A 25,889-nucleotide genomic window follows, 5' to 3' on the forward strand; every position below is an offset into this window, starting at 1 on the left:
GCGCGCTTGGGCGCCAGCGCGGCCATGGCCTCGGCGGCGCGGCGTTCGCGCTGCAGGCGGGCGGCGTCAATGGAGACGGCGGCCGGTTGCGTCGGCGGCGGGGCGATGCGCGGAACGGCGGCGATGGGGTCGGGCTGGCCGCTSATCTCGGCCTGGCGGCGGCGCAGYACGCGCTCGCGCACATAGTCCTGGAAGCTCAGCGTGCTCATGGCCAACTGCTCGACGTCGCCTTGCACCTCGGGCGCGCCAAAGCTGGGCTCCATGCGGGCGCGGTCGGCGAAATTGGCGCGGGCCGGGCCTTGTGCGGGATGCGTGGGCGGCGGCGCGATCTGCGGGCGGGCCTGGCTGCGCGGCGCGCTGTGAGCCATCTGCTCGATCTGGCCCATGCCTTCCGGCGCCATCGCCAACACTTCGACGCCTTCCGGCACGTTCTTGTTGGACAGCACGACGGCGTCGGCTCCAAAAGCCTGCTTGACGAGCGCGAGAGCCTCGCGCGAGGTGCGGGCGGTGAATTTGCGGACGTTCATGCTGTGCCTCCGATGATGGAGCCGATGCGGATGGTGTGGGTCTCAGGAATCTCGCTGTGGCCGAGCACCTTGAGTCGGGGCGCGGCGCGCTTGAGCAGGCGGGCCATGGGCGCGCGGATCAGGTCGGGCACCAGCAGCGTGGCGGGCACACCGCGGTCTTCCTGCTTCTGGGCGTTCTCGGCGGCGCTGCGCGCCAGCGTGTCGGCCACGCCCGGGTCCAGGGCCGCGCCATGCGGCGAATTGAGGGCCTGGGTGACGAGGCGCTCCAGCTCGGGCTCGAGCGCAATGACGTCCAGCTCCTTGGTGGAGCCGTAGATCTGCTGCACGATGGCCGGCGCGAGGTGGGTGCGGATGCGGCGGGCCAGCTCGACCGGGTCGGTGACGGCGGCCGCGTTCTCGGCCAGGCATTCGACGATGGAGCGCATGTCGCGGACGTGCACGCCCTCCTCCAGCAGCAGCTGGAGAACGCGTTGCAGGGTGGCGATGCTGACCATCTTGGGAATCACGTCTTCGATCAATTGGGGCGCCTGCTTGGTGAGGTGTTCCACCAGGGCTTGCGTCTCCACGCGGCCCAACAACTTGGCCGCGTGCACTTGCATCAAGTGTGAAAGGTGGGTGGCCACCACGGTCGAGCAATCAACGACCGTAAACCCGCTCATTTGGGCCATCTCCTTCTGGCGTTCCTCGATCCAGGTCGCCGGCAGGCCGAAGGCGGGGTCGGTGGTCGGGGTGCCGATGAGCTTCTGCGTCGCGTGGCCTGGGTTGATGGCCAGCCACATGCCCGGGTAGGCCTCGGCCTCGCCGACGACGGCGCCGCGCAGCGAGATGCGGTACTGGCTGGGGCGCAGCTCGAGGTTGTCGCGGATGTGCACGGGCGGCGGCAGGAAGCCGACTTCCTGCGCGAACTTGCGGCGCACGCCCTTGATGCGCGACAGCAGATCGCCTTCCTTGCTCTTGTCGACCAGCGTGATGAGGCGGTAGCCGACTTCCAGGCCCAGGGTGTCGACCGGCACCAGGTCTTCCCAGCTGGCCTCGCCGGCGCCTTCGCTGCTGGGCATGATGGGCTTGACGGCCTTGGCGGCTTCGAGCTGCTGCTCCTTGTTGCGCAGCCAGTAGGCCAGATAGCCCATGCCGGCGGCGATCAGCAGGAAGACGACATGCGGCATGCCCGGGATCAGGCCCAGGGCGCCGATGACGCCGGCCGTGATGGCCAGCGACTTGGCCGAACCGAACACCTGCTTGCCGATCTGGCTGCCGATGTCCTTGTCCGTGCCCACGCGCGACACCACCATGGCGGCAGCGACCGAGATCAGCAGGGCCGGCACCTGGGCCACCAGCGCGTCACCGACGGCCAGCAGGATGTAGCTGTCGGCGGCCTGGCCGGCGGACAGGCCATGCTGGGCCACGCCGATGATGAAGCCGCCAACGATGTTGATGGCCAGGATCAGCATGCCGGCGACGGCGTCGCCGCGCACGAACTTGCTGGCACCGTCCATGGAGCCGAAGAAGTCGGCCTCGTCGGAGAGTTCCACGCGGCGGCGCTTGGCTTCGGCTTCGTTGATGAGGCCGGCGTTCAGGTCGGCGTCCACGGCCATCTGCTTGCCGGGCATCGCGTCCAGGGTGAAGCGCGCGCCAACTTCCGCGATCCGTTCCGCACCCTTGGTCACGACGATGAAGTTGATGACGACGAGGATGGCAAAGACGATCAGGCCGACGGCGAAGTTGCCGCCGATCAGGAAATGGCCGAAGGATTCGATGACCTTGCCGGCGGCGCCCGTGCCGGTATGGCCTTCCAGCAGCACCACGCGCGTGGACGCGACGTTCAGCGACAGGCGCATCAGCGTCGTCAGCAGCAGCACGGTCGGGAAGGCCGCGAAGTCCAGCGGCCTCACCATGTGGGCCGCCACCATCATGACCATGACGGCCATGGCGATGTTGAAGGTGAACAGCAGGTCCAGCGCGAAGGGCGGCAGCGGCAGCACCATCATCGACAGCACCAGCAGGATGGCGATGGGCGCGCCCAGCGCCGCGATGACGCCGGCACGCGGGCCGAGCAGGCCTTGCAGCTTCTGGATCAAGGGGTTCATGAATCGGCCTGGGCCAGCGGTAAGGAGGCGTGAATCGATGTGTTCGTGATCTGGCGCACGGAGCGCAATGGCCATGGGCCCAGGTCACCTGGGAAGTGATTGTTCTGGGCGGGTCTGAAAACTTGAGCCGGAGAAACGGCGGAAAAACAGGGCTGTTCTTGCCCCAAGCGCCTCACGGCGCTCACTCCGTGAAGTCTTCCTCGGGGTCGGGCGCCCAGCCCGGCTTGTTGTGCGGGTCGAGCTCGGGCGGCACATGCGGATGCGGCACATCCGGGCGGGCCACGTTGCGCGAAGCCAGGGCGGCGCGCAGCTGGTAGACATAGGCCAGCACCTGGGCCACGGCGCCGAACAGCGCGGCGGGGATCTCGTGGTCGACCTTGGCGTGGGCGTAGAGGGCGCGGGCCAGCACCGGCTGCTGCAGCACCGGCACCTTGCTTTCCTTGGCCAGGTCGCGGATCTTCATGGCCAGCAGGTCGGCGCCCTTGGCGATGACCTTGGGCGCGGCCATCTTGCCTTCCTCGTACTTCAGCGCGACGGCATAGTGGGTCGGGTTCATGACGACCAGGTCGGCCTGCGGCACGGCGGCCAGCATGCGGCGCTTGGCCATCTCGCGCATCTTGGCGCGCACCTTGGCCTTGATCTCGAGGTTGCCTTCAACCTCCTTCATTTCCTGCTTGATCTCTTCGCGGCTCATGCGCATGCGGCGCAGCCACAGCTGGCGCTGCAGCGGCACGTCGATGGCGGCGAACACCGCCAGCGCCACGGCCAGCAGACCCAGGCCGCCCATCAGCTGCTGGCCGGCATAGGCCAGGGCCGACGGCAGCGGCACCGACATGATGCCGACATAGGCCGACAGTCGATCCCTCAGCACCATGGCGCCGACGATGCCCAGCACCAGCGCGAGCAGCACCGCCTTCAGCGCCGAGCCGAAGCCCTGGCCGGTGAACAGGCGGCCGAGGCCGGCGAGCGGGTTGAGATGGCTGAACTTGGGCGCCAGCGGCTTCATCGTCCAGTTCCAGCCACCGCTGGCCAGGTTGCTGGCAATGCCGACGACCATCAGCAGCGCCGCGATCGGGCCGGCGACGGCGGCGAAGGCCAGCGTCATCTCGGCCAGGCGCTCGCCCATGAAACCCTTCTGCGCCAGCAGGCGGGCGTCGAAGTGCAGGCCGGTGATCAGGGTCTGGCGCAGCTTCTCGACGATCTGCGGACCGCCCGCGGCCAGCGCAGCACCGCCGGCGACCATCATCGCGAAATGCGGCAGGTCGCGGGAGCGCGGCAGTTGGCCCTCGGCCCGCGATCTTTCGATCTTCTTGGGCGAGGCGGGTAGATTGCGATCCTGGGAGTCTTGGTCGGCCATGGTGGTACTGCAGCTGAACCGGATTGTTCGAGGCAGCCACCAAAACTTGAGCGAGAAAAGCGGGGTGCTTGGCCCCCATTCCCAGCCCTGCGCCACCGCGCGCCTCAGGGTGTGCAGGATTGCCGCTCCCAGGTGGCCGAGCGGCGGCGCCCGGCGTTAATCTGCTGGCCATGCATCGCCTTGCCCGCCTGCTCGCCCTGACGGCCATGTCCTGCGCCACCGGCACGGCCCTGGCCCAGGTCCAGTTCCAGCCGCTGGCCATCGAATACCGCGACAAGCCGCCCTACAGCCACACGGTGGACGGCAAGCCGGCCGGCTTCCTGATGGAGAAGACCGTCAAGCTGCTCAAGCGCGCCGGCATCGAGGCCCGCTATGCCGAGGTGCCGATCCGGCGCACCTTGCAGCATCTTCAGTCCAACCAGGCGGCGCTGTGCTCGCCCGGCCTGTACAAGAACCCCGAGCGCGAAGCCTTCGCCCGCTTCACCCTGCCCATTCACCGCGACCGGCCGCATGTGGTGCTGGCCCATGCCAGCGTCGTCGCGCAGATCCGCGCCATCCCGCGCATCGCCCAGCTGTTTGCCGAGGCCTCGCTGCAGCCCGGCGTCATGGACGGCGTCTCCTACGGCCAGCAACTGGACCAATTCCTCGCCACCGCCGCCCGGCCGCCGCTGCGCGCCCAGCTGGCGCCGCTGCAGCTGGCGCGCATGGTGGGCATGCGGCGCGTCGACTACATGCTGATCGACGAGGAGGACCTGAACTGGCTGCGCAAGGACCCCGAGTTCGCGCCACTGCCGCTGGTGCGCATCGAGTTCGCCGACATGCCGCGCGGTGAGCTGCGCTACCTGGCCTGCTCGATGCAGGTCACGCCGCAGACCGTGGACAAGCTCAATCAGGCCATCCGCGAACTGCAACCCGAGGCGCTTGCCGACTGACCCGCATGGTGAGCACGCCGGCCCTGCTCGCCTGCCTGCTCGCTGCGGCCTGGCTGCCGGTGGCGGCCCAGCCCGCCGTCGCCGTTGAATACCGCGACAAGCCGCCCTACAGCTACACCGTCGCCGGCAAGCCGGCCGGCTTCCTGCTGGAGCGCGCGGCGCGGCTGTTCGAGCACGCCGGCATCCAGGCCAGCTTTGCCGAGATGCCGGCACGGCGCACGATGCGCAAGCTGCAGGACAACCAGGAGGCGCTGTGCTCCCTCGGCCTGTTTCGGCTTGCCGAACGTGAGGCCTGGCTGCGCTTTTCGCTGCCCATCCACCGCAGCCGCCCCCATGTCGTGCTGACCCATGCAGGCACGGCAGGCCGCATCGCCGCCATGCCCGGCGTCACGCAGCTGTTCGCCGACCGCAGCCTGCAGGCCGGCCTGGTGGACGGCGTGTCATACGGCCAGCGGCTGGACCGGGCACTGACGACGACGACGCGGCCCGCCATCCGCGCCCAGAAGACACCGCTGCAGCTGGCGCGCATGGTCGGCGCGCGGCATGTGGACTACATGCTGATCGACGAAGAGGACCTCGCCTGGCTGCGCCAGGACGCCAGCTTCGCCGGCCTGGGCCTGGTGCGCATCGAGTTCGCCGACATGCCGCCCGGCGAACCACGCTACCTGGCCTGCTCCTTGCGCGTCAGCCCGCAGACCCTGGACAGGCTCAACCAGGCCGTCCGTGAACTGGTGCCCGAGGCTCAGGCCGACTGAAACTCAGAACCGCTGGCGGAAGCCCAGCATGATGGGCACGGCCTCCGTGCGGGCGCCGCTGGCATCGGTGGCGCGCAGATAGTCGAGGCCCAATTCCAGCGTCGCGGTTTCGGTGGTGCGCCAGCCGATGGAGAAGCCCAGCGTGGGCCGCGCGTCATGCTGGGAGCCGCGGTCGGTGGCCGCATTGGTGAAGGCCGCACCGACACGCCAGGTGGCCTCGACGTAGGGCCCCCAGCGCACGGCCCAGGCGCCGCCCAGCACCACGGCGCGGAAATGCGCCGAAGTGGCGGGCCCATGAAAGTCGGCGTCGAATTTGGCCTTGCCGAAGTCCATATACCAGGCCTCGACGGCGGAGACGCCGAAGCGGTAGCCGGCACCGATCTTCATGGCCGTGGCGCTGCCCTTGCGGCAACGGCAGGTGATGAAGCCGGGCTCGGACTCATAGTGGCTGCCACCGACCGCCAGATCGCCATACCAGCCGATGCGCGAGTCCGTCGCGCTCGATTGGGCCTGGGCCAGCGGCAAGGCGGTGGCCAAGGCAGCGGCGGCCAGGGCGGTGGCCGCCGGCTTGAATCGAATCATCTGATCTCCCTGATTTGTTAACGTCGCCATCGATGGGCGCGGCGGCGTTTTTAACAGACGCCGGCCGGCCCTCGAGGGATGGACATCGCCACATTCAGGGACAACAAAAAGCCCGCCTGAAAAGGCGGGCTTGGCGGGCTGGATACCGGGCGCGCGAGGCGCTTCAGAAGCCGAGGCTGGCCAGCAGGTCGTCGACCTCGCCCTGGTTGGTGACGACGTCGGTGCGGCCTTCGGCATTGACCACCGGGCCTTGCAGGATGGTGGGGTCGACCTTTTCGCGCTGCTCGGGCGGCACGACCTGCACCAGCAGCTTGACGAGGCTGTCCTCCAGGTCGTTGGCGAGCTTGACGACCTTGGCGACAACCTGACCGGTCAGGTCATGGAAGTCCTGGGCCAGCATGATGTCGGTCAGGTGGTTGTCGATGCTCGCGGTGCGGTTCTCGACGTCCTTGACGAAGTTCATCACGGCACCGCTGGCGACCGCGCGGACCGGATCGGCCACGATGGCGGCAGCCAGCTCCTTGGTGGCGCTGCTGATGCCGGCGTGCTCGGCCTTGGCCTGGTCGACGGAGTTCAGCACCTTCTCGGCGGCGGCGGCGGTCTTTTCGGCGATGTAGCTCAGGCGGCTGCGCGCGTCGGGCAGGCCGTCGGTGGCCACCTGCAGCTTGGGCATGACCCCCAGGCGCTGCATGGTGTCATGCAGCGTGCGGGTGATCGTGCCGAGTTGCTGAAAGACCTCGGGGGAGACGAGCAAGGGCTCGGCACTTCCGGCCAGCTTGTCCAACTGTTCCATCGACATGGCAGTCCCCTTGTTGTTTGTTGTCAGGCCGCGGCGGCCAGCTTCTGCATGATCTTCAGGACTTTTTCTTCCAGCGTCGCCTTCGTGAAAGGCTTGACGATGTAGCCCGCGGCGCCCGACTGGGCGGCCAGCACGATGTCTTCCTTGCGCGCTTCGGCGGTGACCATCAGCACCGGCAGGTGCTTGAGGTTGGGGTCTTCCTTGATGGCCTTGAGCAACTCGAAGCCCGTCATATTGGGCATGTTGATGTCGCTGACGACGAAGTCGAACTTGGCGCCCTTGAGCATGTTCAGCGCTTCGACGCCGTCTTCTGCTTCTTCGCAGTTGTTGTAGCCGATCTCCTTGAGCAGGCCACGCACGATGCGGCGCATGGTGGAGAAGTCGTCAACGACCAGGAATTTCATGTCAGTGCTCATGGCGATCCTCTCTCTGGGGCGGGGCAGTATTTCAGGGTCAGCCCGCAGTCTAGTTTCTAGCGAGCCGGCGCCGACGCTTGAGTTTGCGGCATTTTGCCGGTCCCTGGCACTTGCGTGACGCCACTTGCCGACACCGGCGCAGACCCGGCCTGCGGCGCCGCTGCATCGGCGTCGGGCTCGTCGGGCAGGTTCTTCAGCACGGCGTCCTCGGCATCGCGGTTCATGACGATGATGCTGATGCGCCGGTTCAGGGCGCCGTTGGGGTCCTTGGCGTCCAGCAGCTTGCTGGCTGCCAGGCCCTGCACGCGCAACATGCGGGCCTCCGACAGGCCGCCGGCGACCAGCTCGCGCCGGGACGCGTTGGCCCGGTCGGCCGACAACTCCCAGTTGCTGTAGCCCTTGTCGCCACCGGGGAAGGCCTGGGCGTCGGTATGGCCCTCGACGGTCAGGCGGTTGGGCACCTCGGTCAGCACGCTGCCGAGCTCGCGCAGCAGTTCGCGCATATAGGGTTTCACGATGGCGCTGCCGCTGTCGAACATCGGCCGGTTGCCCTCGTCGACGATCTGGATGCGCAGGCCTTCCTTGGTCATGTCCAGGCGGATCTGGCCGCCGAGCGCGGCCAGCTTCGGGTTCTCGGCGAGCACGTCCTCGACCTTGGTCTTGAGCTGCTCCAGCCGCGCCTTCTCGGCCTTGCGCTGTTCTTCCTTCAGCGCGCGCAGCGTGTAGCTGGCACGCTTGGCGGCGCTGTCGCCTTCCTTGACCTGGCCGGTTTCGCGCGACAAGTCCTTGCCGCCGCCCTTCACGACGCTGGATGAATCGCCCGAGCCCGAGCCGCCGGCCATCGAGATCTTCAGCGGCGACTGGAAGAAGTCGGCGATGCCCTTCTTGTCGCCCTCGGTGGTGGAGCCAAGCAGCCACATCAAGAGGAAGAAGGCCATCATGGCCGTGACGAAGTCCGCATACGCGATCTTCCAGGCTCCGCCGTGAGCGGTATGGCCGCCCTTCTTCACCTTCTTGATGATGATGGGCTGGAGCTTCTTGGCGTCGCCGGCCATGAGCTACTTCTTCTTCACGTGGCCTTCGAGCTCGGTGAAGCTCGGGCGGTCACCGGAGAACAGCACCTTGCGGCCGAACTCGATGGCCACCTGGGGCGCATAGCCCTGCATGCTGGCCAAAAGCGTGGTCTTGATGCACTGGAATTCCTTGCCGCCGTCCTCGACCTTCTGCTCCAGCAGGCCGGCCAGCGGCTCGGCAAAGCCGTAGGCCAGCMGGATGCCCAGGAAGGTACCGACCAGGGCCGAGCCGATCATGCCGCCCAGCACCGCCGGCGGCTGGCCGACCGAGCCCATGGTGTTCACGACGCCCAGCACGGCGGCCACGATGCCGAAAGCCGGCAGGCCGCCCGCCAGGCGCTGCAGCGCGGCCACGGCGGCGTGCTCTTCCTGGTGGTGGGTCTCGATCTCGCTGTCCATCAGCGATTCGATCTCGTGGGCGTTCAGGTTGCCCGACACCATCATGCGCAGGTAGTCGGTGATGAATTCGGTGACGTGGTGGTCATTGCCCACCGTCGTGTATTTCTGGAACAGCGGCGAGCTGTGCGGGTCTTCGACGTCCTTTTCAATGGACATCAGGCCTTCCTTGCGCGCCTTCTGCAGGATGTCATACATCAGCGCCAGCAGCTCCATGTAGCGGGCCTTGCTGTATTTGCTGCCCTTGAAGCACAGCCCCAGGCCGGCCGCCGTCGCCTTGACCACCTTCATCTGGTTGTTGGCCAGGAAGGCACCTATGGCGGCACCGAAGATGGTGATCATCTCGAAGGGCAAGGCGTGCAGGATGACGCCAATGTTCCCGCCGTGGGCGATGAAGACGCCGAAGATGCAGACCATGGAGATGGCCCAGCCGATGATGACGAACATGCGCGGTCGAGTTGGGGGTGTTCAGGCCATATCGGCCCGTAGCCGGGGGGCTTGAGCGAGTATGCCGCGCGTGCGCCGGGGCAGTAACTTCAATTGGGACGCTTTGATGCAGCTTTCCCTACCGTTGCATACAGCCACACCGGCTGACCGCCCGGCAGCTGCCAGCTGGCGACGGGTGCCACCTCGGGCACGGCAAAGTCCAGGCTGACCAGCCAGGCCCCCGGCGCCAGCTCGGCGCAGGCCTTGGCCCAGACGCGGGGCATGGACTCGGGCCGCTGGAAGACATAGATCAGCGCAAACGGCGCCCAGTCGTCCGCCCACAGGTCGCCCTGGCGCACGACGGCACGACGCACCCGCCAGCGCGCCAGCAGGGCCAGCGGGCGGCTCCATTCGACGCCTTCGACGTGCGCCTCGGGGTAGATGTGAACCAGTTCACGCAGGCCGTCACCGACACCGCAGCCGGCGTCGAGCACACGGGCGCCAGCTGGCAGCGGCGCCAGGGCCGGGAGCCGATCCAGCGCCCCGCGCGGCGTCGGGAACAGCGGCGCCTCGGACCAGGTGCGGCGCGGGTAGAGCCACCACAGCAGCGCCAGCGGCGCCAGCCACAGCAGGCCCGAGGCCCCGCCCTGCCAGCCCAGGGCCAGCACGGAGGCCGGAAAGCCCAGGGCAACGATGAGGCGGCGCCAGCGCTCGCCATTCAGCCAGCCCAGGCCGGCGGCGACAGCGGCGCCCAGCGCCAATGCCGGCCCGGGCGCAAGGCCTGCCCAAAGCGCGGCCGCATAAATGAACCAGGCCGCCAACCAGCTCAACAGAGCCGGCAGCGGCCAACGGGTGATCCACATGGCGACAGTGTCGTCTACGCCCACCGACTCACCGCGGGCCGAGCGCCGGGCCGCTCCCTAGCCGGACCGCTCTGGCGATGTGCTTGCCGGTCAATCCGGCAAGCATCGCCGTCCCCGCGGGGGACCGACCGGGATTGCCCGCGTGCAGCACGGCAAGACCGGGCGAGGGGCATCAGTGCATCTGGATGGAGCCTTGCGCGCGGCCCTTGCCGGCACGTGCGGGCGGGTTGCACAGGCCGCAGACGAAGTGGCGGGCCGTCTCGTGCGGGTGGGTGACGAACTGGCCATTGCACTTGGAGCACTTGGTCAGCGTCAGCATGCCGTTGTCGACGAACTTCACCAGGCGCCAGGCGCGGGTGACGGACAGCATGGCTTCCAGGCCCTGGGCCGTCGTCTGCTCCTGGTAGAGCTGGTAGGCCTTGATGACGGTGTCGATCTCGTCCAGTGCCGCAGCCTTGTTCAGGTACTCGTGGATGTTCAGGAAGAGGCTGGCGTGGATATTGGGCTGCCAGGTCATGAACCAGTCGGTCGAGAAGGGCAGCTGGCCCTTGGACGGCGACTTGCCGCTCACTTCTTTATAGAGGCGCAGCAGGCGCTCGTAGGACAGGTCGGTTTCGGATTCCAGCACCTGCAGGCGGGCACCGAGGTGGATCAGCTGAACGGCACGGTCGATCTGCTTGGCTTCGGTGAGGATGCTCTTGACGCGCATGGTGGGCTCCGGAATCTGTGACTGAGTGGGCGGTCGGGACGGCGAATCAGGCGTGCTCGTGGCGGCCGGCCATCAGGATGGAGGCGTGCAGTCGGGACACGCTTTCGTTCGCACCCGGCTTGCTGTGGTTGGTCAGCAGGCCCCACACCAGGTCGTCGCTCATGCGGAAGGCGCACAGCAGCGTGTTGCCGGAAGCAATCTTCATGATCTGGGCCGGGCTCAGCGTGCCGATCAGCGTGGCCGTGTCTTCGCTGATGCCCAGGCGGTACAGGGCCTGTTCGCGGTCGGCGCGGATCAGGCTCTGGGCCAGCATCAGGTAGGACAGGTTGGCTTCACGGATCTCGGCGAGCATTTGGTCGGCGTTCATGGCGGCTTCCGTTTCAGAGGTAGAGGGGTGTTGCGGATCAGTGAAACGGATTGTGTTGACCCCTCTTCTTTCGCGATATCAGGCTGCGTCGGTACGCCGCGTCACGTTTTCAGGAAGCCCTTGTCAGCCAAATTCCTACAGGCACGTCAGGGCCTGCAGGCGCCAAAGCAGCGGGGCCCCGCCAGCTTGCGCCGGCGGGGCCCCGAGGGTGTGAACTATGTCGCGTCAGCCGCGGCGCAGGCGCTGCAATTCCGTCATCGCAACCGGCACCAGCTCCGGCGCCTCGGCGCGCAGGCTGTCGGCGCCGGGGCCGGACTGCAGGGCAGACAGCACCTCGACGGCCCGCTTGGACTCGCCGCGGCCGGACAGCGCGAAGCCCAGCGTGTAGAGGCTGGGGCCGTGGTCGGGGCGGATCTTCAGGGCACGCTCGGCACAGGCGGCGGCCTGCTCGTGGCGGCCGGCGACGAGCAGCAGCGCGCCCATGTCGGCCATCAGCTCGTGGCTGGTGGGCTCCTCCTGCAGAGCGTCCTGCAAGATGCCCAGGCCCTGACCCAGATTGCCCCGGGCGGCCTCCGCGAAGGCGGCGTTGCGGGCGCGGGCCAGCAGCATCAGGGCGTCTTCCGACATCGCAGCGGCAGCGGCGGTGGGAAGGTGAACAACTTTTTGACGGGTCGAGGCGGACAAGGCGGGCATCGAGGGCTCCAGTCCGGCGCGGGGTATCGGCCGGGATGGAGCGGACTTTAGGCAAGCCGCTTTTTGCCGATCCAATGAAAAGCCGGGCCCTTCCACCTCAAAAAAACTGCGTCCGGCCGATCCGATGAACAAGGCTTTGCAGATGCCTCTGTTCAAAAGATCACACCCCTTGACAAAAGCGCCTCAAGAAACGTGGTCGGCAGTCCGATAGCCATTGCAACGGCGCCGGCAACGGTTCCGTGGTCCGGCCGGAAAGCCGAGGCGAAGTCCAGATCCCAGGTGATGGACCCGCTTCAAAGGTTGACTGGCGTCGGGCGTAGCCACAAGGGCTTGCCTACTAACTAATAAGGGCGGGTCTGCGTGGGCAGCACGGGTGCCTCACCCGGGCACCTGGGTCTTCGCCGGCGCCTTTGCCGGGTCATCTCTAGTTGAAAGGAAGCGCATCATGCCCGCAGTCATCAATACCAATCTGCTGTCGCTCAACGCGCAGCGCAATGCCAGCTCGGCCCAAAGCTCGCTGGCCACCTCCATGCAGCGCCTGTCCTCGGGCCTGCGAGTGAACTCCGCACGTGACGACGCCGCCGGCCTGGCCATCGCGGAACGCATGAATTCCCAAGTCAAGGGGATGAATGTCGCCATCCGCAATGCCAACGACGGCATTTCGCTGTCGCAAACGGCTGAAGGCGCCCTCGGCAAGGTCAACGACATGCTGCAACGCATGCGTGAACTGGCCGTCCAGTCCGCCAACGGCACCAACAACACCGACGACCGCACCGCGCTGAACAACGAGTTCACGCAGCTGCAGAGCGAAATCACCCGCCTGAGCACCAACACGACCTTCAACGGCCAGGCGGTGCTGACCAACACGACGGCGTTCAATTTCCAGGTCGGCGCCAATGCCACGGCCAACGACACCATCACCATCAGTGGCCAGAACATGCTGGGCACGACCACCGCTGCCGGCAAGAACGACGGCGCCCTGGCGGAAGTGGCCAACACGACCAACACCGACATCTCCAACGTCGGCGTGGCTGGCACCGGCACCACCTTCGACGTGTACACCGGCTCCGGCACCAAGGGTGCCCTGGACTCGATCGCCAAGATCGACCAGGCCATCGCGCAGGTCAACGTGGCCCGCTCGACCTTCGGCGCGGCGCAAAACCGCTTCGATGCCGTGATCGAAAGCCTGGGTACGGCGGTCGAGAACCAGTCCGCCGCTCGCAGCCGCATCATGGATGCCGACTACGCCATGGAAACCGCCAACCTCAGCCGCGCGCAGATCCTGCAGCAAGCTGGTACGGCCATGATCGCCCAAGCCAACCAGCAACCGCAGCAAGTGCTGCAGTTGCTTCGATGATCCCGGGCCAGCATCAACGCTGGCCCTGAGCTCCGCAGCGACAACCGTCGTCGTTGACCCCCGAGGGCAAAGCCCGCCAGCTCAAGCACCCTAAAAGGCCGCCAATTACCCCTCAGTTCGGTAGATTGAGCGGCCCATTTTCCGAAGGATCACTCTCAAGCGTTCCCCTGCCAGGTCCGATAACGGATTCAACGGGTCCCAGCTCGTCAGCCAACGCGACAGGCCACACGGTCGATAGCGCCAACTGCCCAGGGCTCGGATTCAACCTATTGGCACTGAAAGGAACGCGCCATGTCCGCAATCATCAACACCAACCTCGCCTCGCTGAACGCTCAGCGCAACACGTCTGCCTCGCAGGGCTCGCTGATGGTCAGCATGCAGCGCCTGTCTTCGGGTCTGCGTGTCAACTCGGCCAAGGACGACGCCGCCGGCCTCGCCATTGCCGAGCGCATGAACACCCAGGTGCGCGGCATGAGCGTCGCCATCCGCAACGCCAACGACGGCATCTCCTTCGCGCAGACCGCTGAAGGCGCGCTGGGCAAGATCGGCGACATGCTGCAGCGCATGCGTGAGCTGGCCGTGCAGTCGGCCAACGGCACCAACAACACCGACGACCGCACCGCGCTGAACAATGAATTCGCGCTGCTGCAGTCGGAAATCACGCGCCTGTCCAGCAACACCAACTTCAACGGCAACTCGATCCTGACGGGCTCCGCCGCCACCACCTTCCAGGTGGGCGCCAACGCGACGGCCAACGACACCATCACGATCACCGGCGCCGACATCCTGAATACCGCCACCGCCGCTGCCACCAACCAGGGCGCCCTGGCCGAGGTCGCCAACACGGCCAATACCGACATCCTGCTGGTCGGCGCGGCCGGCACCGGCGCCACCTTCGACATCTACACCGGCTCGGGCACCAAGGGTGCGCTGGACTCGGTCGCCAAGATCGACCAGGCCCTGTCCCAGGTGAACACGGCCCGCTCCACCTTCGGTGCGGCCCAGAACCGCTTCGACGCCGTCATCTCCAGCCTGCAGGTATCGGTGGAAAGCCAGTCGGCCGCACGCAGCCGCATCATGGACGCCGACTACGCCAGCGAAACCGCCAACCTGAGCCGCGCGCAGATCCTGCAGCAGGCCGGCACCGCGATGATTTCGCAGGCCAACCAGCTGCCCCAGCAGGTGCTGACGCTGCTGCGCGGCTGATGGAAGACTGAAGCCCGGCGGTGGGGGCACCGCCGGCACAGGCTTCAGGAAGCGTTGAACAAGTCCCCACGCGCGGCGCATCCCCGCTTTGGGCGATCTGCTGCGTAGCAAATGCTCGCCATGGCCCAAGCCATGGCTGTGCGTTGCGCCTTGCAGCTCATCCCAAACCGGGGCGCACCGCATCGCGAGGACTCATCCAACGCTTCCTTAATGGCCGTGGTTTTGACCGTTGTTCGCGGGTTTGGCCCGCGGGGGGCACCAACACAATTCACTCCATCGCGTCGCTGACTTCTGCGGCGCGGACACCGGAATCAACCGGGCTGTTGCAGGAGTGCTTAAATGCCCCAGACGATCAATACCAACATCGCATCGATGAACGCGCAGCGGAACTTGAACAGTTCCCAAGGTCTGCTGAGCGTCTCGATGCAACGCCTGTCCTCTGGCCTGCGTGTCAATTCGGCCAAGGACGATGCCGCCGGGCTGGCGATCGCCGAACGCATGAACACGCAAGTCCGTGGCATGTCGGTCGCGATGCGCAATGCCAATGACGGCATCTCGCTGGCGCAGACGGCGGAAGGCTCGCTCGGCAAGGTCGGCGACATGCTGCAACGCATGCGTGAGCTGGCCGTGCAGGCTGCCAACGGCACCAACAACGTGCAGGACCGGGCAGCGCTGAACAACGAGTTCACGCAGCTGCAGACCGAAGTCGGACGCCTGATGCGCAACACCAACTTCAACGGTTCGCCTATCCTGACCGGCTTTCCGGGCGGTGCGACGTCCACGTTCACCTTCCAGGTGGGCGCCAACGCCACCGTGGATGACCAGATCGTCATCACGCAGAGCGACATCCTGGGCACGACGCCCGGCACGACCGGCACGCCCAACGGCAACGACGGCGCGCTGGAATCGGCCGTCAACAGCACCAAGATCAACATCCTGGGTGCCGCCGGCAGCGGCACCGGTGGCCCGCCGCCGACCGCCGCGGTCGACTTCGCCGCCGCCGGCGCCCCCCCGGCCCTGACCGGTGCGAACGGCGACGAAGGCGACCCGCTGGTGGCCGTCCAGTTCCTGGACTTCGCGCTCGCCCAGGTCAACCTGGCCCGCTCCACCTTCGGTGCCACGCAGAACCGCTTTGACGCCGTGATCTCCAACCTGCAGGTTGCCGTCGAGAACCAGACCTCGGCCCGCTCGCGCATCATGGATGCCGACTACGCCCAGGAAACGTCCAATATGTCGCGGGCACAGATCCTGCAGCAGGCTGGCAACGCCATGGTCGCCCAGGCCAACCAACTGCCGCAGCAGGTGCTGCAACTGCTCAAGGGCTGAGGCCGACGCCGCTCAGCAACGCCGGGATCCGCGTGTCGGAAGTCCCGGCGTTTCTCATTTCAGCGCCAACGCTGCAAAAAATCCCTAAAGTTCGCCCCCGGCATGCCGAAGGCCCTAGCGAAGGGGTCGAACTCAGGAAAGGCATATGGCCACCATCTCGTCACTAGGTATCGGCAGCGGTCTCGACGTTGAAAGCTTGGTCACCAAGCTGATGTCGCTCGAGCAGCAGCCGATCAATGACATCAAGCAGGCCTCGGCCAAGCTCCAGACCAAGATCTCCGCCTACGGCATGTTGCAGTCGGCCGTCTCTTCCATGCAGACGGCCGCCCAGAAGCTTTCCGACGCCAGCCTGTGGAATGCCTCCACGGTCAGCGTGTCCGACCCGACGGTGGCCAGCGTCACGGCCACCAGCGCCGGCAGCCAGAACCATGTGCTCAAGGTCAGCCAGCTGGCCTCCGCCCAATCGGTCGCCAGCCGCATCTTCACCGGCGGCAGCAGCACCATCGGCGACGGCACCCTGACCATCGCCCTGGGCCGCTGGGCCGGCGAACCGCCGGTCTTCACGGCCGGCGCCGGCACCCCGGTGCCCGTCACCATCAGCGCGGCCGACACGCTGGCCAGCATCCGCGACAAGATCAACGCCGCCAATGCCGGCGTCAGCGCCAGCCTCGTCAACGACGCGGCCGGCACACGCCTGGTCATCCGCTCCCTCAGCACCGGTGAAAACCAGGCCTTCCAGATCACCAGCCCCGACGCCGCCCTCGCCGATCTGACCTACGACCCCGGCAGCGGCGCCGGCATGACCCAAGCCCAGGYCGCTTCCAACGCCCAGTTCAACTGGGACGGGCTGGACCTGAGCTCGGAGAGCAACACGCTGTCCGGCCTGTCCGACGGCATGAGCGTGACGCTGCTCAAGACGACGGCCAGCACCGTCAATGTCGGCACCACGAACGACACGGCCAGCGTGCGCAAGGCGATCACGGACTTCGCCAATGCCTACAACGCGCTGATGAACCTGATGCGCGACCAGACCAAGTACGACGCCGGCACCAAGGCTGCCGGCGTGCTGCAGGGCGACACCAAGGCCGTCTCGGTGCAGCAGATGCTGCGCGGTATCACCGGCGGCACGACGACACTGGCGGGCGCCTTCGGCCGCTTGTCAGACATCGGCCTGGAACCGGGCCAGAACGGCGCGCTGACGGTCAACGCGACCAAGCTCGACAAGGCCATGTCCAACCTGACCGACCTCAAGAAGCTGTTCGCCGCCCCCGACTCCGTCAACACCCGCAACCAGGGTTTCGCGCTGCAGTGGAACAGTTTCGCCACCAAGATCCTGGGCACGGACGGCGCGATCACCACCGGCCAGACCAGCCTGCAAAAACGCATCGCCAGCAACACCAGCACCATCGACCGCATGGAAGACTCGCTGACGCTGACGGAAAAGCGCCTGCGCGCCCAGTACAGCGCGCTGGACACCAAGATGAGCCAGCTCAGCGCGCTGTCGGCCTATGTGTCCAAACAGTTCGGCAGTTCGTCCTCCAGCTGAGGCGCCGAGCAGGATTCACGAACAAGGCGCCTAAGGGCGCCTTTTTCACGCCGCCAGCAGGGGTAAGCCGCCTCAAGTTCCCCGGCCGGGCGCCGAAATTTGAAGGTATCCAGCCCAGAGAGCCCTCATGTACGGATCCTCCTCCCCGTTTGCTTCCCGAGCTCACCGCGCCGGCTCTGCCTACGGCAAGGTCGGCGTCGAGACCGACGTCCTCAGCGCCAGCCCGCACCGCCTCGTGGCCCTGCTGTTCGACGGCGTCATGGAAGGCATGAACCTGGCCCTGGCGGCCATCCAGGCCGGCAACACGCCGGTCAAGAACAACTCGCTGTGCCGCTGCGTACGCATCCTGGACGAGGGCCTCAAGGCCGCCCTCAACCTCGAATCCAACCCGCTGGCCCACGACCTGCGCGACCTCTACGCCTATCTGTGCATGCGGCTGACCCACGCCAACCTGCACAGCGACGTCGCCGCGATCGAGGAGTGCAAGCGCCTGCTGGCGCCCGTGCGCGACGCCTGGCAGGCCATCGCCGACAACCCGGCAGTGCGCCCGCCCAAGGCCGCCTGACTCACCCGCCCCGCCCTGCTCACGCTATCCGGTACGCCCCCATGAATTCCGACCTGCTCAACTATTACGAGGCCATCGAACAAGCCAGCGCCGACATGCTGTCGGCCGCCCGCACCGGCAACTGGGACGAGGTCGTCAAGCTCGAAGGCGCCTGCGTGCTGCTGATCTCGCAGCTCAAGTCCGCCGCCAGCCAATCCCAATTGGCCCCGAGCGATTCGCAGCTGAAGACTCGCATCATGCAGCGCATCCTGCTCAATGACGCCGAGATCCGCCACCTGGCCGAGCCGTGGCTGGAGGATCTGGACCAGGTGATGAAGGGCAAGAGCAGGCTTGTCCATTGACCCCTCGTCCAGCCCGCCTCGCTGAACGCGGGCGGGTCTGATCGGTCTTGCAGACCGCCCTGCGGCAGTGCCGCAGCTCTTCGGCAGGCACGGCGAGTCCACTGGACTCACCATGTCCGGCCTCAGCCCCCGAGGGGATGGCGATGCTTGCCGGATCGACCGGCAAGCACATCGTCAGGCGGGCCGGCTAGGGAGCGGCCCGGCGCTCGGCCCGCAAGACCAAGCCGCGCGGCTACCATCTCAGCATGAGCGCTCCTGAAACCACCTCCGAGGAACTGCGCGTCGCCTCCACTGCCGAGATCGCGGCCTATCTGCAGCAGTTGCAGCGCGAGACCGCCGGCGTGTTGCTGAGCGGCCCGCAGGGCCAGAGCCTGTCCAGCCGCATCGTCGCCCTGGACACCGACGCCGACGTCATCGGCCTGGAGATCGGCACCGACCCCGACGGCATCAGCCAGGCGCTGGTGGCCGACGGCGAGATCACCGCCGTGGCCTACCTCGGCGCCATCAAGCTGCAGTTCGAACTCGAGGCGCCCGTCCTCGTCAGCGGCGAGCAGGGCACCGTGCTGCGCAGCGCGCTGCCGAGCCGGCTCTACCGCTTCCAGCGCCGCCAGTCCTTCCGCGTGCAACCGGCCGGCAGCGCCTATCCGCGCGTCGTGCTGCCGGGCGCAGAGCAGCCGGGCCGCGCGCTGCGCGTGCTGGACCTCAGCATCGGTGGCCTGGCCCTGGCACTGCCGCCGGATTTCTCCCCCCTGCCCCTGGGCCAGACCAGCGACGGCCTCGTGCTCGAGCTCGACCGCATCAGCGCCCTGCGCGTTGCGCTGCTGCCCCACCATGTCAGCGCGATTGCCGGCGACGCCAGCGGCATGCAGCAGCTCGGCTGCTCCTTCGTCGATCTCGACGCCAACGCCGGCCGCTCGCTGCAGGTCTATGTAGACCAGACACAAAAGCGCCGCCGGCTGCTGAAGCTGGATCCATGAGACCCGGGTTGCGAGGTTTCACGCTCCTCGAGGTGGTCGTCGTGCTGGCCGTACTGGCCATCGTGCTGTCGGCCGCCGTGCCGAGCTACACGAGTTATCTGGCCCGCCAGCGCCTGCGTCATGTGGCGGAACTGCTGGAACTGGACCTGCGCCGCGCTCGCGCCCTCAGCGTGGACGAGGGCCGCAACATCTACGTCAGCTTCAGCAGCGGCCCCCAATGGTGCTGGGGCACCAGCCGGGCAGCGGCCTGCGACTGCAGCACCGGCCTGCCGCGCTGCGAGCTGGGCAGCATCAACTACCGCGACTACAAGGGCACGCTGCTGCAGTCGGGCCAGAGCGTCACCTTCCAGGCAGGCCTGGGGCGGGCGCTGGACTGGACCCGCATCGGCATCTCCAACGACAACAACCAGCAGCTGCGCATCGACCTGAACCCGCTGGGGCGGCCGCAGATCTGCGGTTCGGACGCCCGCAAGGGCAACGGCTGCTGAATTGTTGGCCCCTCGCCTGGTCCTGCCGCGCTGAACGCCGGCTGGCCCAGTCGGTCCCCCTAGGGACGGCGATGCTTGCGGCATTGAGCCGCAAGCACATCGCCTGGCGGGCCGGCTTGGGAGCGGCCCGGCGCTCGGCCCGAAAGGCCAACCCGTGCCAGCTGCCGCGCAGGCCGGCCACTAAATCTGCATGTTCATGATTTCGGAGTAGGCCGATACCAGCCGGTTCCGGACCTGCAGCGTCGCCTGGAAGCCGATCTGCGCCTTCTGCATCGAGACCATGGTCTCTTCGAGGCTGACGGTCGGATTGTCCAGTTGCACCTCGCGCTGCATGCGCGCGGCCTCGTTCTGCTGGGCGCTGACGCCCTTGAGCGCCTGCGTCATCGCGTCGCCGAAGCTGGCACCCGTAGTGGCGGCCGGCTTGGGCGCCAGCGGCGTGCCATTGACCGCCAGACCCGCGCGGGCAGCGGCCTGAGCAAAGTCGAAGGGGCGCAGCTTCATGTCCATGGGGCAGGACTTTGGCAGCAAGTCACGGCCACTAAGGGCGGAGATGCGCGGGCCGAGTCGGCCACTTCGGCGCTTTCTTGAGGGTGGCGGCACGAATAATTTGCGCCATCGCCGGATTCCCCGGCCTCCGCTGTACTCGCCCACCCGATGGACAACGCCCTGAGCGCCCCCGCTGCCACCGCCCCGGTGATGATCACCCCGATCAACGCCCAGCCCAACTTCGTGCAGCGCCTGAACGGCATGCCGATGCGCAGCAAGCTCACCATGGGTGTCGGTCTGCTGGCCCTGGCCGGCGCCGTGCTGGCCATCACGCTCTGGTCGGCCCAGGGCGACTACCGCCCCCTCTTCAGCGGCCTGGCCGACAAGGACGGCGGCGCCGTCATCGGCCAGCTGTCGGCCATGCAGGTGCCCTACAAGCATGAAGCCGGCGGCACCATCCTCGTACCGGCCGCCCAGGTCTACGAACTGCGCATGAAGCTGGCCGCACTGGGCTTGCCCAAGGGCGGCACCGGCAACGCGGTCGGCTTCGAGCTGATGGACAAGTCCTCCATCGGCCAGACCCAGTTCAACGAACGCCTGAACTTCCAGCGCGGCCTCGAAGGCGAACTGACGCGCACCATCACCGCCATGTCCGACGTGGCCGATGCCCGCGTGCACCTGGCCATTCCGCAGCAGAACGGCTTCTTCCGCGAACAGCAAAAGCCCAGTGCCAGCGTCATGCTGACGCTGCGCGGCGGTCGCACGCTGGACCGCGCCCAGATCGCCGGCATCGTCCACCTCGTTTCCAGCAGCGTGCCCGAGCTGCACCCCAAGGCCGTCAGCGTGCTGGACCAGACCGGCGCCCTGATCTCCCAGACCGGCGCGGACAGCGCCACCGGCCTGGACAGCCAGCAACTGCTCTACAAGCAGCAGGTCGAAGCCGGCCTCAACAAGCGCATCTTCGAATTGCTGGAGCCCGTGGTCGGCCGCGACAACCTGCGCTCCAGCGTCACCGCCGACGTGGATTTCTCGCAGACCGAGGCCACCGCCGAGGAATACCGTCCCAACCAGGGCGCCAACACCCAGGCCGCGGTGCGCTCCAGCCAGAGCAACGAGAGCAACAACGCCAGCAACGCCACGCCCACCGGCGTGCCCGGCGCGGCCACCAACCAGCCCCCCGTGCCGGCCACCGCGCCCGTCAACGGCGCCAGCGCCCCGCTGCAGGCCGCCCAGGGGGCGCAAAGCAACGGCAACAGCCGCCGCGAGCAGGTCACCAACTACGAGCTGGACAAGACCGTGCGCGTCACGCGCGGCTCGGTCGGCAACGTCAAGCGCCTGAATGCGGCCATCGTCGTCAACCACCGCTCGGTGACCGACGCCAAGGGCAAGACGACGCAGCAGCCGGTCTCGGCCGACGAAATCACCCGCCTGACCGACCTCGTCAAGGAAGCCATGGGCTTCAGCGCCGACCGCGGCGACTCGGTCAAGGTCATCAGCGCCCCCTTCGTCGTCGACAAGACCGAGCCCGCCGACGTGCCGGTCTGGAAGCAGCCCTGGCTGCTGGACATCGCCCGCAGCGCCATCGTGCCGCTGGCCTTCGTCGCCATCGCGCTGATCGCCGTCTTCGGCATGATCCGCCCCGCCATCAAGGCCGCCGCGCCGCTGCCGCCGGAAGACAAGCCCGAGACCGTGGACGAAGTCGTCGACGACGAAGAGCTGCTGCCAGGCGCCGCCGGCATGCCGCGCCTGGAGGCACCGGTGCACAACGAGAAACTCGACCGCGCCCGCGCCCTGGCCCGCGACAATCCGGTCGCCGTCGCCAATATCGTGCGCGACTGGATGGCCGGCGAGACGGCCGCCTGATTCAGAGCTGAACCATGGATGACAAGGGCATAGAGAACGCTGCAATCCTGTTGATGTCGCTGGGCGAAGAAGAAGCCAGCGAGGTCTTCAAGCATCTGTCGCCGAAAGAGGTGCAGGCGCTGGGGGAGCAGATCGCCAAGCTCAAGGTCATCAAGCGGGCCCAGGTCGAGASCGTGCTCGACAAGTTCGACGCCGTCGCCGAAACCCAGAGCACCCTGGTCACCGATACCGACGAATATGTGCGCGCCGTGCTGCGCAAGGCCCTGGGCGAGGACAAGGCCAACCTGCTGCTGGACCGCATCCTGCAGGGCAGCGATGTGTCGTCCATCGAGAGCCTGAAGTGGATGGACGCCGCCAGCGTGGCCGAGCTGCTGCGCAACGAGCACCCGCAGATCATTGCCGCCATCCTGGCCCACCTGGACTTCGACCAGACCAGCTCCGTGCTGAAGATGTTCACCGAGCGCGGCCGCAACGAAGTGCTGATCCGCATCGCCACGCTGGACGGCATCCAGCCGACCGCGCTGAAGGACCTGAACGAAGTGATGAGCCAGATCCTGGCCGGCGGCGAGCGCATGAAGAAGAGCTCGCTGGGCGGCGCCAAGACGGCCGCCGAGATCATCAACATGATGGGTTCCAGCGTCGAGGCCTCGGTGCTGGACTACATCCGCGAGGCCGACTCCGACCTGGCGCAGAAGATCATGGACAACATGTTCACGTTCGACGACCTGAACAAGATCGACGACAAGGGCATCCAGTCCATGCTCAAGGAAGTGCAGAGCGAGAGCCTCATCGTCGCGCTCAAGGGTTCCAGCGCCGACCTGCGCGAGAAGATCTTCCGCAACATGTCCACCCGCGCCGCCGAGACGCTGCGCGAGGACCTCGAGACCCGTGGCCCGGTGCGGCTGTCGGAGGTCGAGGCCGAGCAGAAGGAAATGCTCAAGATCGTGCGCCGCCTCGTCGACGAAGGGCAGATCGTGCTCGCCGGCGGCGGCGACGACCAATTCGTTTAAGGTCGCGACATGGCCACCGGTCGCCAACCCCCGCGGCAAGTCCCGCCACCCGACCGTCGCGAGACCGACCGTCGCGGCAGCTATGCCCGCTTCATCCCCGGCGAGGAGCTCCAGGGCGCCAAGGCCTGGAACCTGGACAACCTCGGCAACACCGCGCCTTCGCCGTTCGCGCCGATGCGCCCCGGCTCGCCCCAGCCACCGGCCGCTGCCGCCGCCCCTGTTGAACCGCCGCCCCCACCCGAGCCGAGCGCGCAGGAACAGCTGCATGCCGCCCGCCAGAGCGGCTACCAGGACGGCTACCGCGACGGCATGGCCGCGCTGGACGCCTTCAAGCAGAGCTTTGCCCAGCAGATGAGCAAGCAGCTCGGTGGACTGGTGAACGGCTTCGACACCGAGATGCGCGCGCTGGAGGACGAGATGGCCGCGTCGGTCGCCCGCATCGCGGTCGAGCTGGCGCGCCAGGTCGTGCGCAGCGAGCTGGAGCAGCGCCCCGAACTGATCGCTCGCGTGGCGCATGACGCCGTCGAGGCCCTGCAGCTGTCGGCCCGCCATGTGCGCGTGCGCGTCCACCCTGACGACCACCCCCTCGTGCAGGAGGGCGCTGGCAACGAGCTGCAGGCCCGCGAGGCCCAGCTCATTCCCGACCCCGAGGTGCCGCGCGGCGGCGTCAAGGTCGATGCCGACGTCGCCAGCGTCGACGCCACCATCGCGACGCGCTGGCAGCAGGCCGTCTCGGCCATCGGCCAGCAGTCGATCTGGGAAGACCGCCGGCAGGACGACGAGGAATGACCTCCGCCCGCACCGAGCGCTGGACGCGCTACCTTGCCGATCTCGAGACGCTGGCCAGCAACGCCGCGCCCATCGAATCCCAAGGCAAGCTGGTGCGCGTGGCCGGCCTGGTGCTGGAAGCCACCGGCATCAAGGTGCCGATGGGTTCGGTCTGCCGCATCCAGATGCCCAGCAGCGGCAACAACCCGCGCCGCGGCTCAGCGCCGGTGAATGCCGAAGTCGTCGGCTTCTCGGGCGACCGCGCCTATCTGATGCCCACCGACGAGGTGCAGGGCCTGTCGAGCGGCGCCACCGTCGTGCCGCGCCACCTGCCGCCGCTGGCGCCCCAGCTGGGCCAACCGCTGCACCCCTGGCGCCGCGGCGAGGACCGTGGCCTGCACCTGCCCATGGGCGATGGCCTGCTCGGCCGCGTCGTCGACCCCCACGGCCACCCGCTGGACCGCGGCGGCGAGCTGAGCGACATCCATAACGAACCCATGGTGCGGCGCCCCATCAATGCGATGGACCGCGACCCGGTGCGCACGCCGCTGGACACCGGCGTGCGTGCCATCAACGCGATGCTGACCGTCGGCCGTGGCCAGCGCCTGGGCCTGTTCGCCGGCACCGGCGTCGGCAAATCGGTGCTGCTGGGCATGATGGCCCGCTACACCCAGGCCGACGTCATCGTCGTCGGCCTGATCGGCGAGCGTGGCCGCGAAGTCAAGGAATTCATCGAGGACATCCTCGGTGACGAGGGCCGCCAGCGCAGCGTCGTCGTCGCCGCGCCGGCCGACGCCCCGCCGCTGATGCGCATGCAGGGGGCGCACTACGCCACGGCGATCGCCGAACATTTCCGCGACCAGGGCCGCCACGTGCTGCTGCTGATGGATTCGCTGACCCGCTATGCGATGGCGCAGCGTGAAATCGCGCTGGCCATCGGCGAGCCGCCGGCCACCAAGGGCTACCCACCCAGCTGCTTCGCCAAATTGCCCCAGCTGGTGGAGCGCAGCGGCAACGGCATGCCGGGCGAGGGCTCGATCACGGCCTTCTACACCGTGCTGACCGAGGGCGACGACCCCCAGGACCCGATCGCCGACGCGGCGCGCGGCATCCTGGACGGTCACATCGTGCTGTCACGCGAGCTCGCCGAGGCCGGCCACTACCCGGCCATCGACATCGAGCGCTCCGTTTCCCGGGTGATGACCAGTGTTGCACCCCAAAACCAGGTCGATTCCGCGCGTCGATTCCGCCAGCTTCTGGCGAAATACAACAAGGCCCGCGACCTCATCCAGCTCGGCGCCTACGCCCCGGGCGCGGACCCCGAGCTGGATCTGGCCGTTCGCCTGCATGCCGACATGACGCGGCTGCTGCAGCAGGACATGCACAGCCCGGCACTTCTTCACGCCAGCGTCAGCCAATTGCAGGCCGTGGTCCAAGGCGCCTAAACCTCAGGGTCCGGGCCGCCGATATCGACTGAGCGCCCGACCGCGGGTTGGGCGCTGCGCTGGAGTTTTGAATGAGTGCACCCGTCAAAGACACCCTGGGCCTGCTGCTGGAACGCGCCGAAAACGAGCGCGACGCCGCCGCACAGGCCCTGCACGCCGCCAGCAACCAGGCGCATGCCGCGCGCGCCCAGCATGGTGAACTGGCCGGCTACCGACAGGACTACCAGCAGCGCTGGACGCAAAGCTTCGCCCAGGCCACGACGATGGACATCGTCGGCTGCTACCAGAGCTTTGGCCGCCGCATCGACCAGGCCGTGGACACGCAGCACCATGTCGCCAACCACGCCGACCAGCGCCAGCAGCGCGCCCGCGAGGCCCTCGGCCAGGCCGAGCTGCGCGTCGCCGCCCTGCGCCAGCTGATCGCCCGCCGCCAGGCCGAAGCGGCCAAGATCGTCCAGCGCAGCGAACAGCGCGCCGCCGATGAATTTGCCGCCCGCGCGCATCTGCGCCGCATGGCGCACGCCTGAGG

At 67.5% G+C, this 25,889-nt stretch carries 27 protein-coding genes and 1 pseudogene; 15 read left to right on the top strand and 13 right to left on the bottom strand.

Annotated elements, in window-relative coordinates; genetic code table 11:
- From AC1DW3_RS28995 to AC1DW3_RS29005, 3 genes and pseudogenes are all read right to left on the bottom strand, one after another.
- Window positions 1-527 (bottom strand): annotated as a pseudogene (locus AC1DW3_RS28995) (flagellar biosynthesis protein FlhF); the annotation flags it as partial.
- Window positions 524-2,614 (bottom strand): flagellar biosynthesis protein FlhA, encoded by a 2,091-nt coding sequence (gene flhA, locus AC1DW3_RS29000; protein WP_477937447.1) that lies wholly within the window; start codon window positions 2,612-2,614, stop codon window positions 524-526. The pseudogene AC1DW3_RS28995 and the gene flhA, both read right to left, overlap by 4 nt.
- A gap of 181 nt (window positions 2,615-2,795) precedes the next feature.
- Window positions 2,796-3,971, bottom strand: coding sequence for an EscU/YscU/HrcU family type III secretion system export apparatus switch protein (locus tag AC1DW3_RS29005; protein ID WP_477937449.1), 1,176 nt, complete (start codon window positions 3,969-3,971; stop codon window positions 2,796-2,798).
- A gap of 170 nt (window positions 3,972-4,141) precedes the next feature.
- Between AC1DW3_RS29005 and AC1DW3_RS29010 the strand changes: the two genes are divergently transcribed.
- Both AC1DW3_RS29010 and AC1DW3_RS29015 read left to right on the top strand, forming a co-directional pair.
- Window positions 4,142-4,903 (top strand): substrate-binding periplasmic protein, encoded by a 762-nt coding sequence (locus tag AC1DW3_RS29010; protein ID WP_477937451.1) that lies wholly within the window; start codon window positions 4,142-4,144, stop codon window positions 4,901-4,903.
- Between the two features lie 5 nt (window positions 4,904-4,908).
- Window positions 4,909-5,658 (top strand): substrate-binding periplasmic protein, encoded by a 750-nt coding sequence (locus AC1DW3_RS29015; protein ID WP_477937453.1) that lies wholly within the window; start codon window positions 4,909-4,911, stop codon window positions 5,656-5,658.
- 3 nt (window positions 5,659-5,661) lie between these two features.
- Here the strand turns inward: AC1DW3_RS29015 and AC1DW3_RS29020 are convergent, their stop codons facing one another.
- From AC1DW3_RS29020 to AC1DW3_RS29060, 9 genes are all read right to left on the bottom strand, one after another.
- The gene (locus AC1DW3_RS29020; protein ID WP_477937455.1) at window positions 5,662-6,240 is read right to left on the bottom strand and encodes an outer membrane beta-barrel protein; all 579 of its coding nucleotides are present in this window, start codon (window positions 6,238-6,240) and stop codon (window positions 5,662-5,664) included.
- Between the two features lie 163 nt (window positions 6,241-6,403).
- Complete coding sequence (locus tag AC1DW3_RS29025; protein WP_477937457.1) at window positions 6,404-7,039, bottom strand: protein phosphatase CheZ; 636 nt, start codon at window positions 7,037-7,039, stop codon at window positions 6,404-6,406.
- 23 nt (window positions 7,040-7,062) lie between these two features.
- On the bottom strand, window positions 7,063-7,455 hold the full coding sequence (cheY, locus tag AC1DW3_RS29030; RefSeq protein WP_056199225.1) for a chemotaxis response regulator CheY: 393 nt from the start codon (window positions 7,453-7,455) through the stop codon (window positions 7,063-7,065).
- 56 nt (window positions 7,456-7,511) lie between these two features.
- Window positions 7,512-8,510 (bottom strand): flagellar motor protein MotB, encoded by a 999-nt coding sequence (motB, locus tag AC1DW3_RS29035; protein WP_477937459.1) that lies wholly within the window; start codon window positions 8,508-8,510, stop codon window positions 7,512-7,514.
- A 3-nt stretch (window positions 8,511-8,513) separates the two neighbouring features.
- Entirely contained in the window at window positions 8,514-9,371 is an 858-nt protein-coding gene (motA, locus tag AC1DW3_RS29040; protein WP_477937461.1) for a flagellar motor stator protein MotA, read from the bottom strand.
- Window positions 9,372-9,460: 89 nt separating this feature from the next.
- On the bottom strand, window positions 9,461-10,213 hold the full coding sequence (locus AC1DW3_RS29045) for a class I SAM-dependent methyltransferase (protein WP_477937463.1): 753 nt from the start codon (window positions 10,211-10,213) through the stop codon (window positions 9,461-9,463).
- Window positions 10,214-10,385: 172 nt separating this feature from the next.
- Complete coding sequence (gene flhC, locus AC1DW3_RS29050; RefSeq protein WP_119043339.1) at window positions 10,386-10,922, bottom strand: flagellar transcriptional regulator FlhC; 537 nt, start codon at window positions 10,920-10,922, stop codon at window positions 10,386-10,388.
- A gap of 46 nt (window positions 10,923-10,968) precedes the next feature.
- A complete protein-coding gene (gene flhD / locus AC1DW3_RS29055; protein ID WP_477937466.1) occupies window positions 10,969-11,289 on the bottom strand; it encodes a flagellar transcriptional regulator FlhD in 321 nt (106 codons plus the stop codon).
- A gap of 225 nt (window positions 11,290-11,514) precedes the next feature.
- Window positions 11,515-11,916, bottom strand: coding sequence for a tetratricopeptide repeat protein (locus AC1DW3_RS29060; RefSeq protein ID WP_477937467.1), 402 nt, complete (start codon window positions 11,914-11,916; stop codon window positions 11,515-11,517).
- A 511-nt stretch (window positions 11,917-12,427) separates the two neighbouring features.
- Between AC1DW3_RS29060 and AC1DW3_RS29065 the strand changes: the two genes are divergently transcribed.
- From AC1DW3_RS29065 to AC1DW3_RS29100, 8 genes are all read left to right on the top strand, one after another.
- Entirely contained in the window at window positions 12,428-13,339 is a 912-nt protein-coding gene (locus tag AC1DW3_RS29065; protein ID WP_477937469.1) for a flagellin N-terminal helical domain-containing protein, read from the top strand.
- Window positions 13,340-13,630: 291 nt separating this feature from the next.
- Window positions 13,631-14,545: a flagellin N-terminal helical domain-containing protein gene (locus AC1DW3_RS29070; protein ID WP_477937472.1), complete on the top strand. Its 915-nt coding sequence runs from the start codon at window positions 13,631-13,633 to the stop codon at window positions 14,543-14,545.
- A 339-nt stretch (window positions 14,546-14,884) separates the two neighbouring features.
- On the top strand, window positions 14,885-15,871 hold the full coding sequence (locus tag AC1DW3_RS29075) for a flagellin N-terminal helical domain-containing protein (RefSeq protein WP_477937474.1): 987 nt from the start codon (window positions 14,885-14,887) through the stop codon (window positions 15,869-15,871).
- Window positions 15,872-16,016: 145 nt separating this feature from the next.
- Window positions 16,017-17,417, top strand: a complete 1,401-nt coding sequence (gene fliD / locus AC1DW3_RS29080; protein ID WP_477937476.1) for a flagellar filament capping protein FliD — start codon at window positions 16,017-16,019, stop codon at window positions 17,415-17,417.
- Between the two features lie 127 nt (window positions 17,418-17,544).
- The gene (fliS, locus tag AC1DW3_RS29085) at window positions 17,545-17,982 is read left to right on the top strand and encodes a flagellar export chaperone FliS (protein WP_477937477.1); all 438 of its coding nucleotides are present in this window, start codon (window positions 17,545-17,547) and stop codon (window positions 17,980-17,982) included.
- Window positions 17,983-18,023: 41 nt separating this feature from the next.
- A complete protein-coding gene (locus AC1DW3_RS29090) occupies window positions 18,024-18,323 on the top strand; it encodes a flagellar protein FliT (protein WP_477937479.1) in 300 nt (99 codons plus the stop codon).
- Window positions 18,324-18,568: 245 nt separating this feature from the next.
- The gene (locus AC1DW3_RS29095; protein ID WP_477937481.1) at window positions 18,569-19,300 is read left to right on the top strand and encodes a flagellar brake protein; all 732 of its coding nucleotides are present in this window, start codon (window positions 18,569-18,571) and stop codon (window positions 19,298-19,300) included.
- Window positions 19,297-19,788 carry a GspH/FimT family pseudopilin gene (locus tag AC1DW3_RS29100; protein WP_477937483.1) on the top strand — a complete coding sequence of 164 codons (492 nt, stop codon included), beginning with the start codon at window positions 19,297-19,299 and terminating at the stop codon, window positions 19,786-19,788. The genes AC1DW3_RS29095 and AC1DW3_RS29100 overlap by 4 nt, the downstream gene beginning before the upstream one ends.
- A gap of 180 nt (window positions 19,789-19,968) precedes the next feature.
- Here AC1DW3_RS29100 and fliE read toward each other — a convergent pair whose 3' ends face one another.
- A complete protein-coding gene (gene fliE / locus AC1DW3_RS29105; RefSeq protein WP_477937485.1) occupies window positions 19,969-20,295 on the bottom strand; it encodes a flagellar hook-basal body complex protein FliE in 327 nt (108 codons plus the stop codon).
- Window positions 20,296-20,442: 147 nt separating this feature from the next.
- Between fliE and fliF the strand changes: the two genes are divergently transcribed.
- From fliF to fliJ, 5 genes are all read left to right on the top strand, one after another.
- Window positions 20,443-22,137 carry a flagellar basal-body MS-ring/collar protein FliF gene (fliF, locus tag AC1DW3_RS29110; RefSeq protein ID WP_477937487.1) on the top strand — a complete coding sequence of 565 codons (1,695 nt, stop codon included), beginning with the start codon at window positions 20,443-20,445 and terminating at the stop codon, window positions 22,135-22,137.
- A 14-nt stretch (window positions 22,138-22,151) separates the two neighbouring features.
- Window positions 22,152-23,147, top strand: a complete 996-nt coding sequence (gene fliG, locus AC1DW3_RS29115) for a flagellar motor switch protein FliG (RefSeq protein WP_477937489.1) — start codon at window positions 22,152-22,154, stop codon at window positions 23,145-23,147.
- 9 nt (window positions 23,148-23,156) lie between these two features.
- On the top strand, window positions 23,157-23,936 hold the full coding sequence (locus tag AC1DW3_RS29120) for a FliH/SctL family protein (protein WP_477937491.1): 780 nt from the start codon (window positions 23,157-23,159) through the stop codon (window positions 23,934-23,936).
- Window positions 23,933-25,360, top strand: a complete 1,428-nt coding sequence (fliI, locus tag AC1DW3_RS29125; RefSeq protein WP_477937493.1) for a flagellar protein export ATPase FliI — start codon at window positions 23,933-23,935, stop codon at window positions 25,358-25,360. Before AC1DW3_RS29120 ends, fliI begins: the two co-directional genes overlap by 4 nt.
- A 71-nt stretch (window positions 25,361-25,431) precedes the next feature.
- Entirely contained in the window at window positions 25,432-25,887 is a 456-nt protein-coding gene (fliJ, locus tag AC1DW3_RS29130) for a flagellar export protein FliJ (RefSeq protein WP_477937495.1), read from the top strand.
- Window positions 25,888-25,889: the final 2 nt, after the last annotated feature.

The sequence above is a fragment of the Roseateles sp. P2_H4 genome, assembly GCF_056403315.1.

Coding starts and splice junctions, on each gene's coding strand:
- AC1DW3_RS29010 (WP_477937451.1), top strand. CDS start 4,142: ATGCATCGCCTTGCCCGCCTGCTCGCCCTGACGGCCATGTCCTGCGCC.
- cheY (WP_056199225.1), bottom strand. CDS start 7,455: ATGAGCACTGACATGAAATTCCTGGTCGTTGACGACTTCTCCACCATG.
- AC1DW3_RS29015 (WP_477937453.1), top strand. CDS start 4,909: ATGGTGAGCACGCCGGCCCTGCTCGCCTGCCTGCTCGCTGCGGCCTGG.
- AC1DW3_RS29120 (WP_477937491.1), top strand. CDS start 23,157: ATGGCCACCGGTCGCCAACCCCCGCGGCAAGTCCCGCCACCCGACCGT.
- fliI (WP_477937493.1), top strand. CDS start 23,933: ATGACCTCCGCCCGCACCGAGCGCTGGACGCGCTACCTTGCCGATCTC.
- AC1DW3_RS29065 (WP_477937469.1), top strand. CDS start 12,428: ATGCCCGCAGTCATCAATACCAATCTGCTGTCGCTCAACGCGCAGCGC.
- AC1DW3_RS29090 (WP_477937479.1), top strand. CDS start 18,024: ATGAATTCCGACCTGCTCAACTATTACGAGGCCATCGAACAAGCCAGC.
- AC1DW3_RS29100 (WP_477937483.1), top strand. CDS start 19,297: ATGAGACCCGGGTTGCGAGGTTTCACGCTCCTCGAGGTGGTCGTCGTG.
- AC1DW3_RS29070 (WP_477937472.1), top strand. CDS start 13,631: ATGTCCGCAATCATCAACACCAACCTCGCCTCGCTGAACGCTCAGCGC.
- motB (WP_477937459.1), bottom strand. CDS start 8,510: ATGGCCGGCGACGCCAAGAAGCTCCAGCCCATCATCATCAAGAAGGTG.
- AC1DW3_RS29075 (WP_477937474.1), top strand. CDS start 14,885: ATGCCCCAGACGATCAATACCAACATCGCATCGATGAACGCGCAGCGG.
- AC1DW3_RS29095 (WP_477937481.1), top strand. CDS start 18,569: ATGAGCGCTCCTGAAACCACCTCCGAGGAACTGCGCGTCGCCTCCACT.
- AC1DW3_RS29020 (WP_477937455.1), bottom strand. CDS start 6,240: ATGATTCGATTCAAGCCGGCGGCCACCGCCCTGGCCGCCGCTGCCTTG.
- flhD (WP_477937466.1), bottom strand. CDS start 11,289: ATGAACGCCGACCAAATGCTCGCCGAGATCCGTGAAGCCAACCTGTCC.
- fliJ (WP_477937495.1), top strand. CDS start 25,432: ATGAGTGCACCCGTCAAAGACACCCTGGGCCTGCTGCTGGAACGCGCC.
- fliS (WP_477937477.1), top strand. CDS start 17,545: ATGTACGGATCCTCCTCCCCGTTTGCTTCCCGAGCTCACCGCGCCGGC.
- AC1DW3_RS29005 (WP_477937449.1), bottom strand. CDS start 3,971: ATGGCCGACCAAGACTCCCAGGATCGCAATCTACCCGCCTCGCCCAAG.
- AC1DW3_RS29025 (WP_477937457.1), bottom strand. CDS start 7,039: ATGTCGATGGAACAGTTGGACAAGCTGGCCGGAAGTGCCGAGCCCTTG.
- fliF (WP_477937487.1), top strand. CDS start 20,443: ATGGACAACGCCCTGAGCGCCCCCGCTGCCACCGCCCCGGTGATGATC.
- fliE (WP_477937485.1), bottom strand. CDS start 20,295: ATGGACATGAAGCTGCGCCCCTTCGACTTTGCTCAGGCCGCTGCCCGC.
- flhC (WP_119043339.1), bottom strand. CDS start 10,922: ATGCGCGTCAAGAGCATCCTCACCGAAGCCAAGCAGATCGACCGTGCC.
- AC1DW3_RS29045 (WP_477937463.1), bottom strand. CDS start 10,213: ATGTGGATCACCCGTTGGCCGCTGCCGGCTCTGTTGAGCTGGTTGGCG.
- AC1DW3_RS29060 (WP_477937467.1), bottom strand. CDS start 11,916: ATGTCGGAAGACGCCCTGATGCTGCTGGCCCGCGCCCGCAACGCCGCC.
- flhA (WP_477937447.1), bottom strand. CDS start 2,614: ATGAACCCCTTGATCCAGAAGCTGCAAGGCCTGCTCGGCCCGCGTGCC.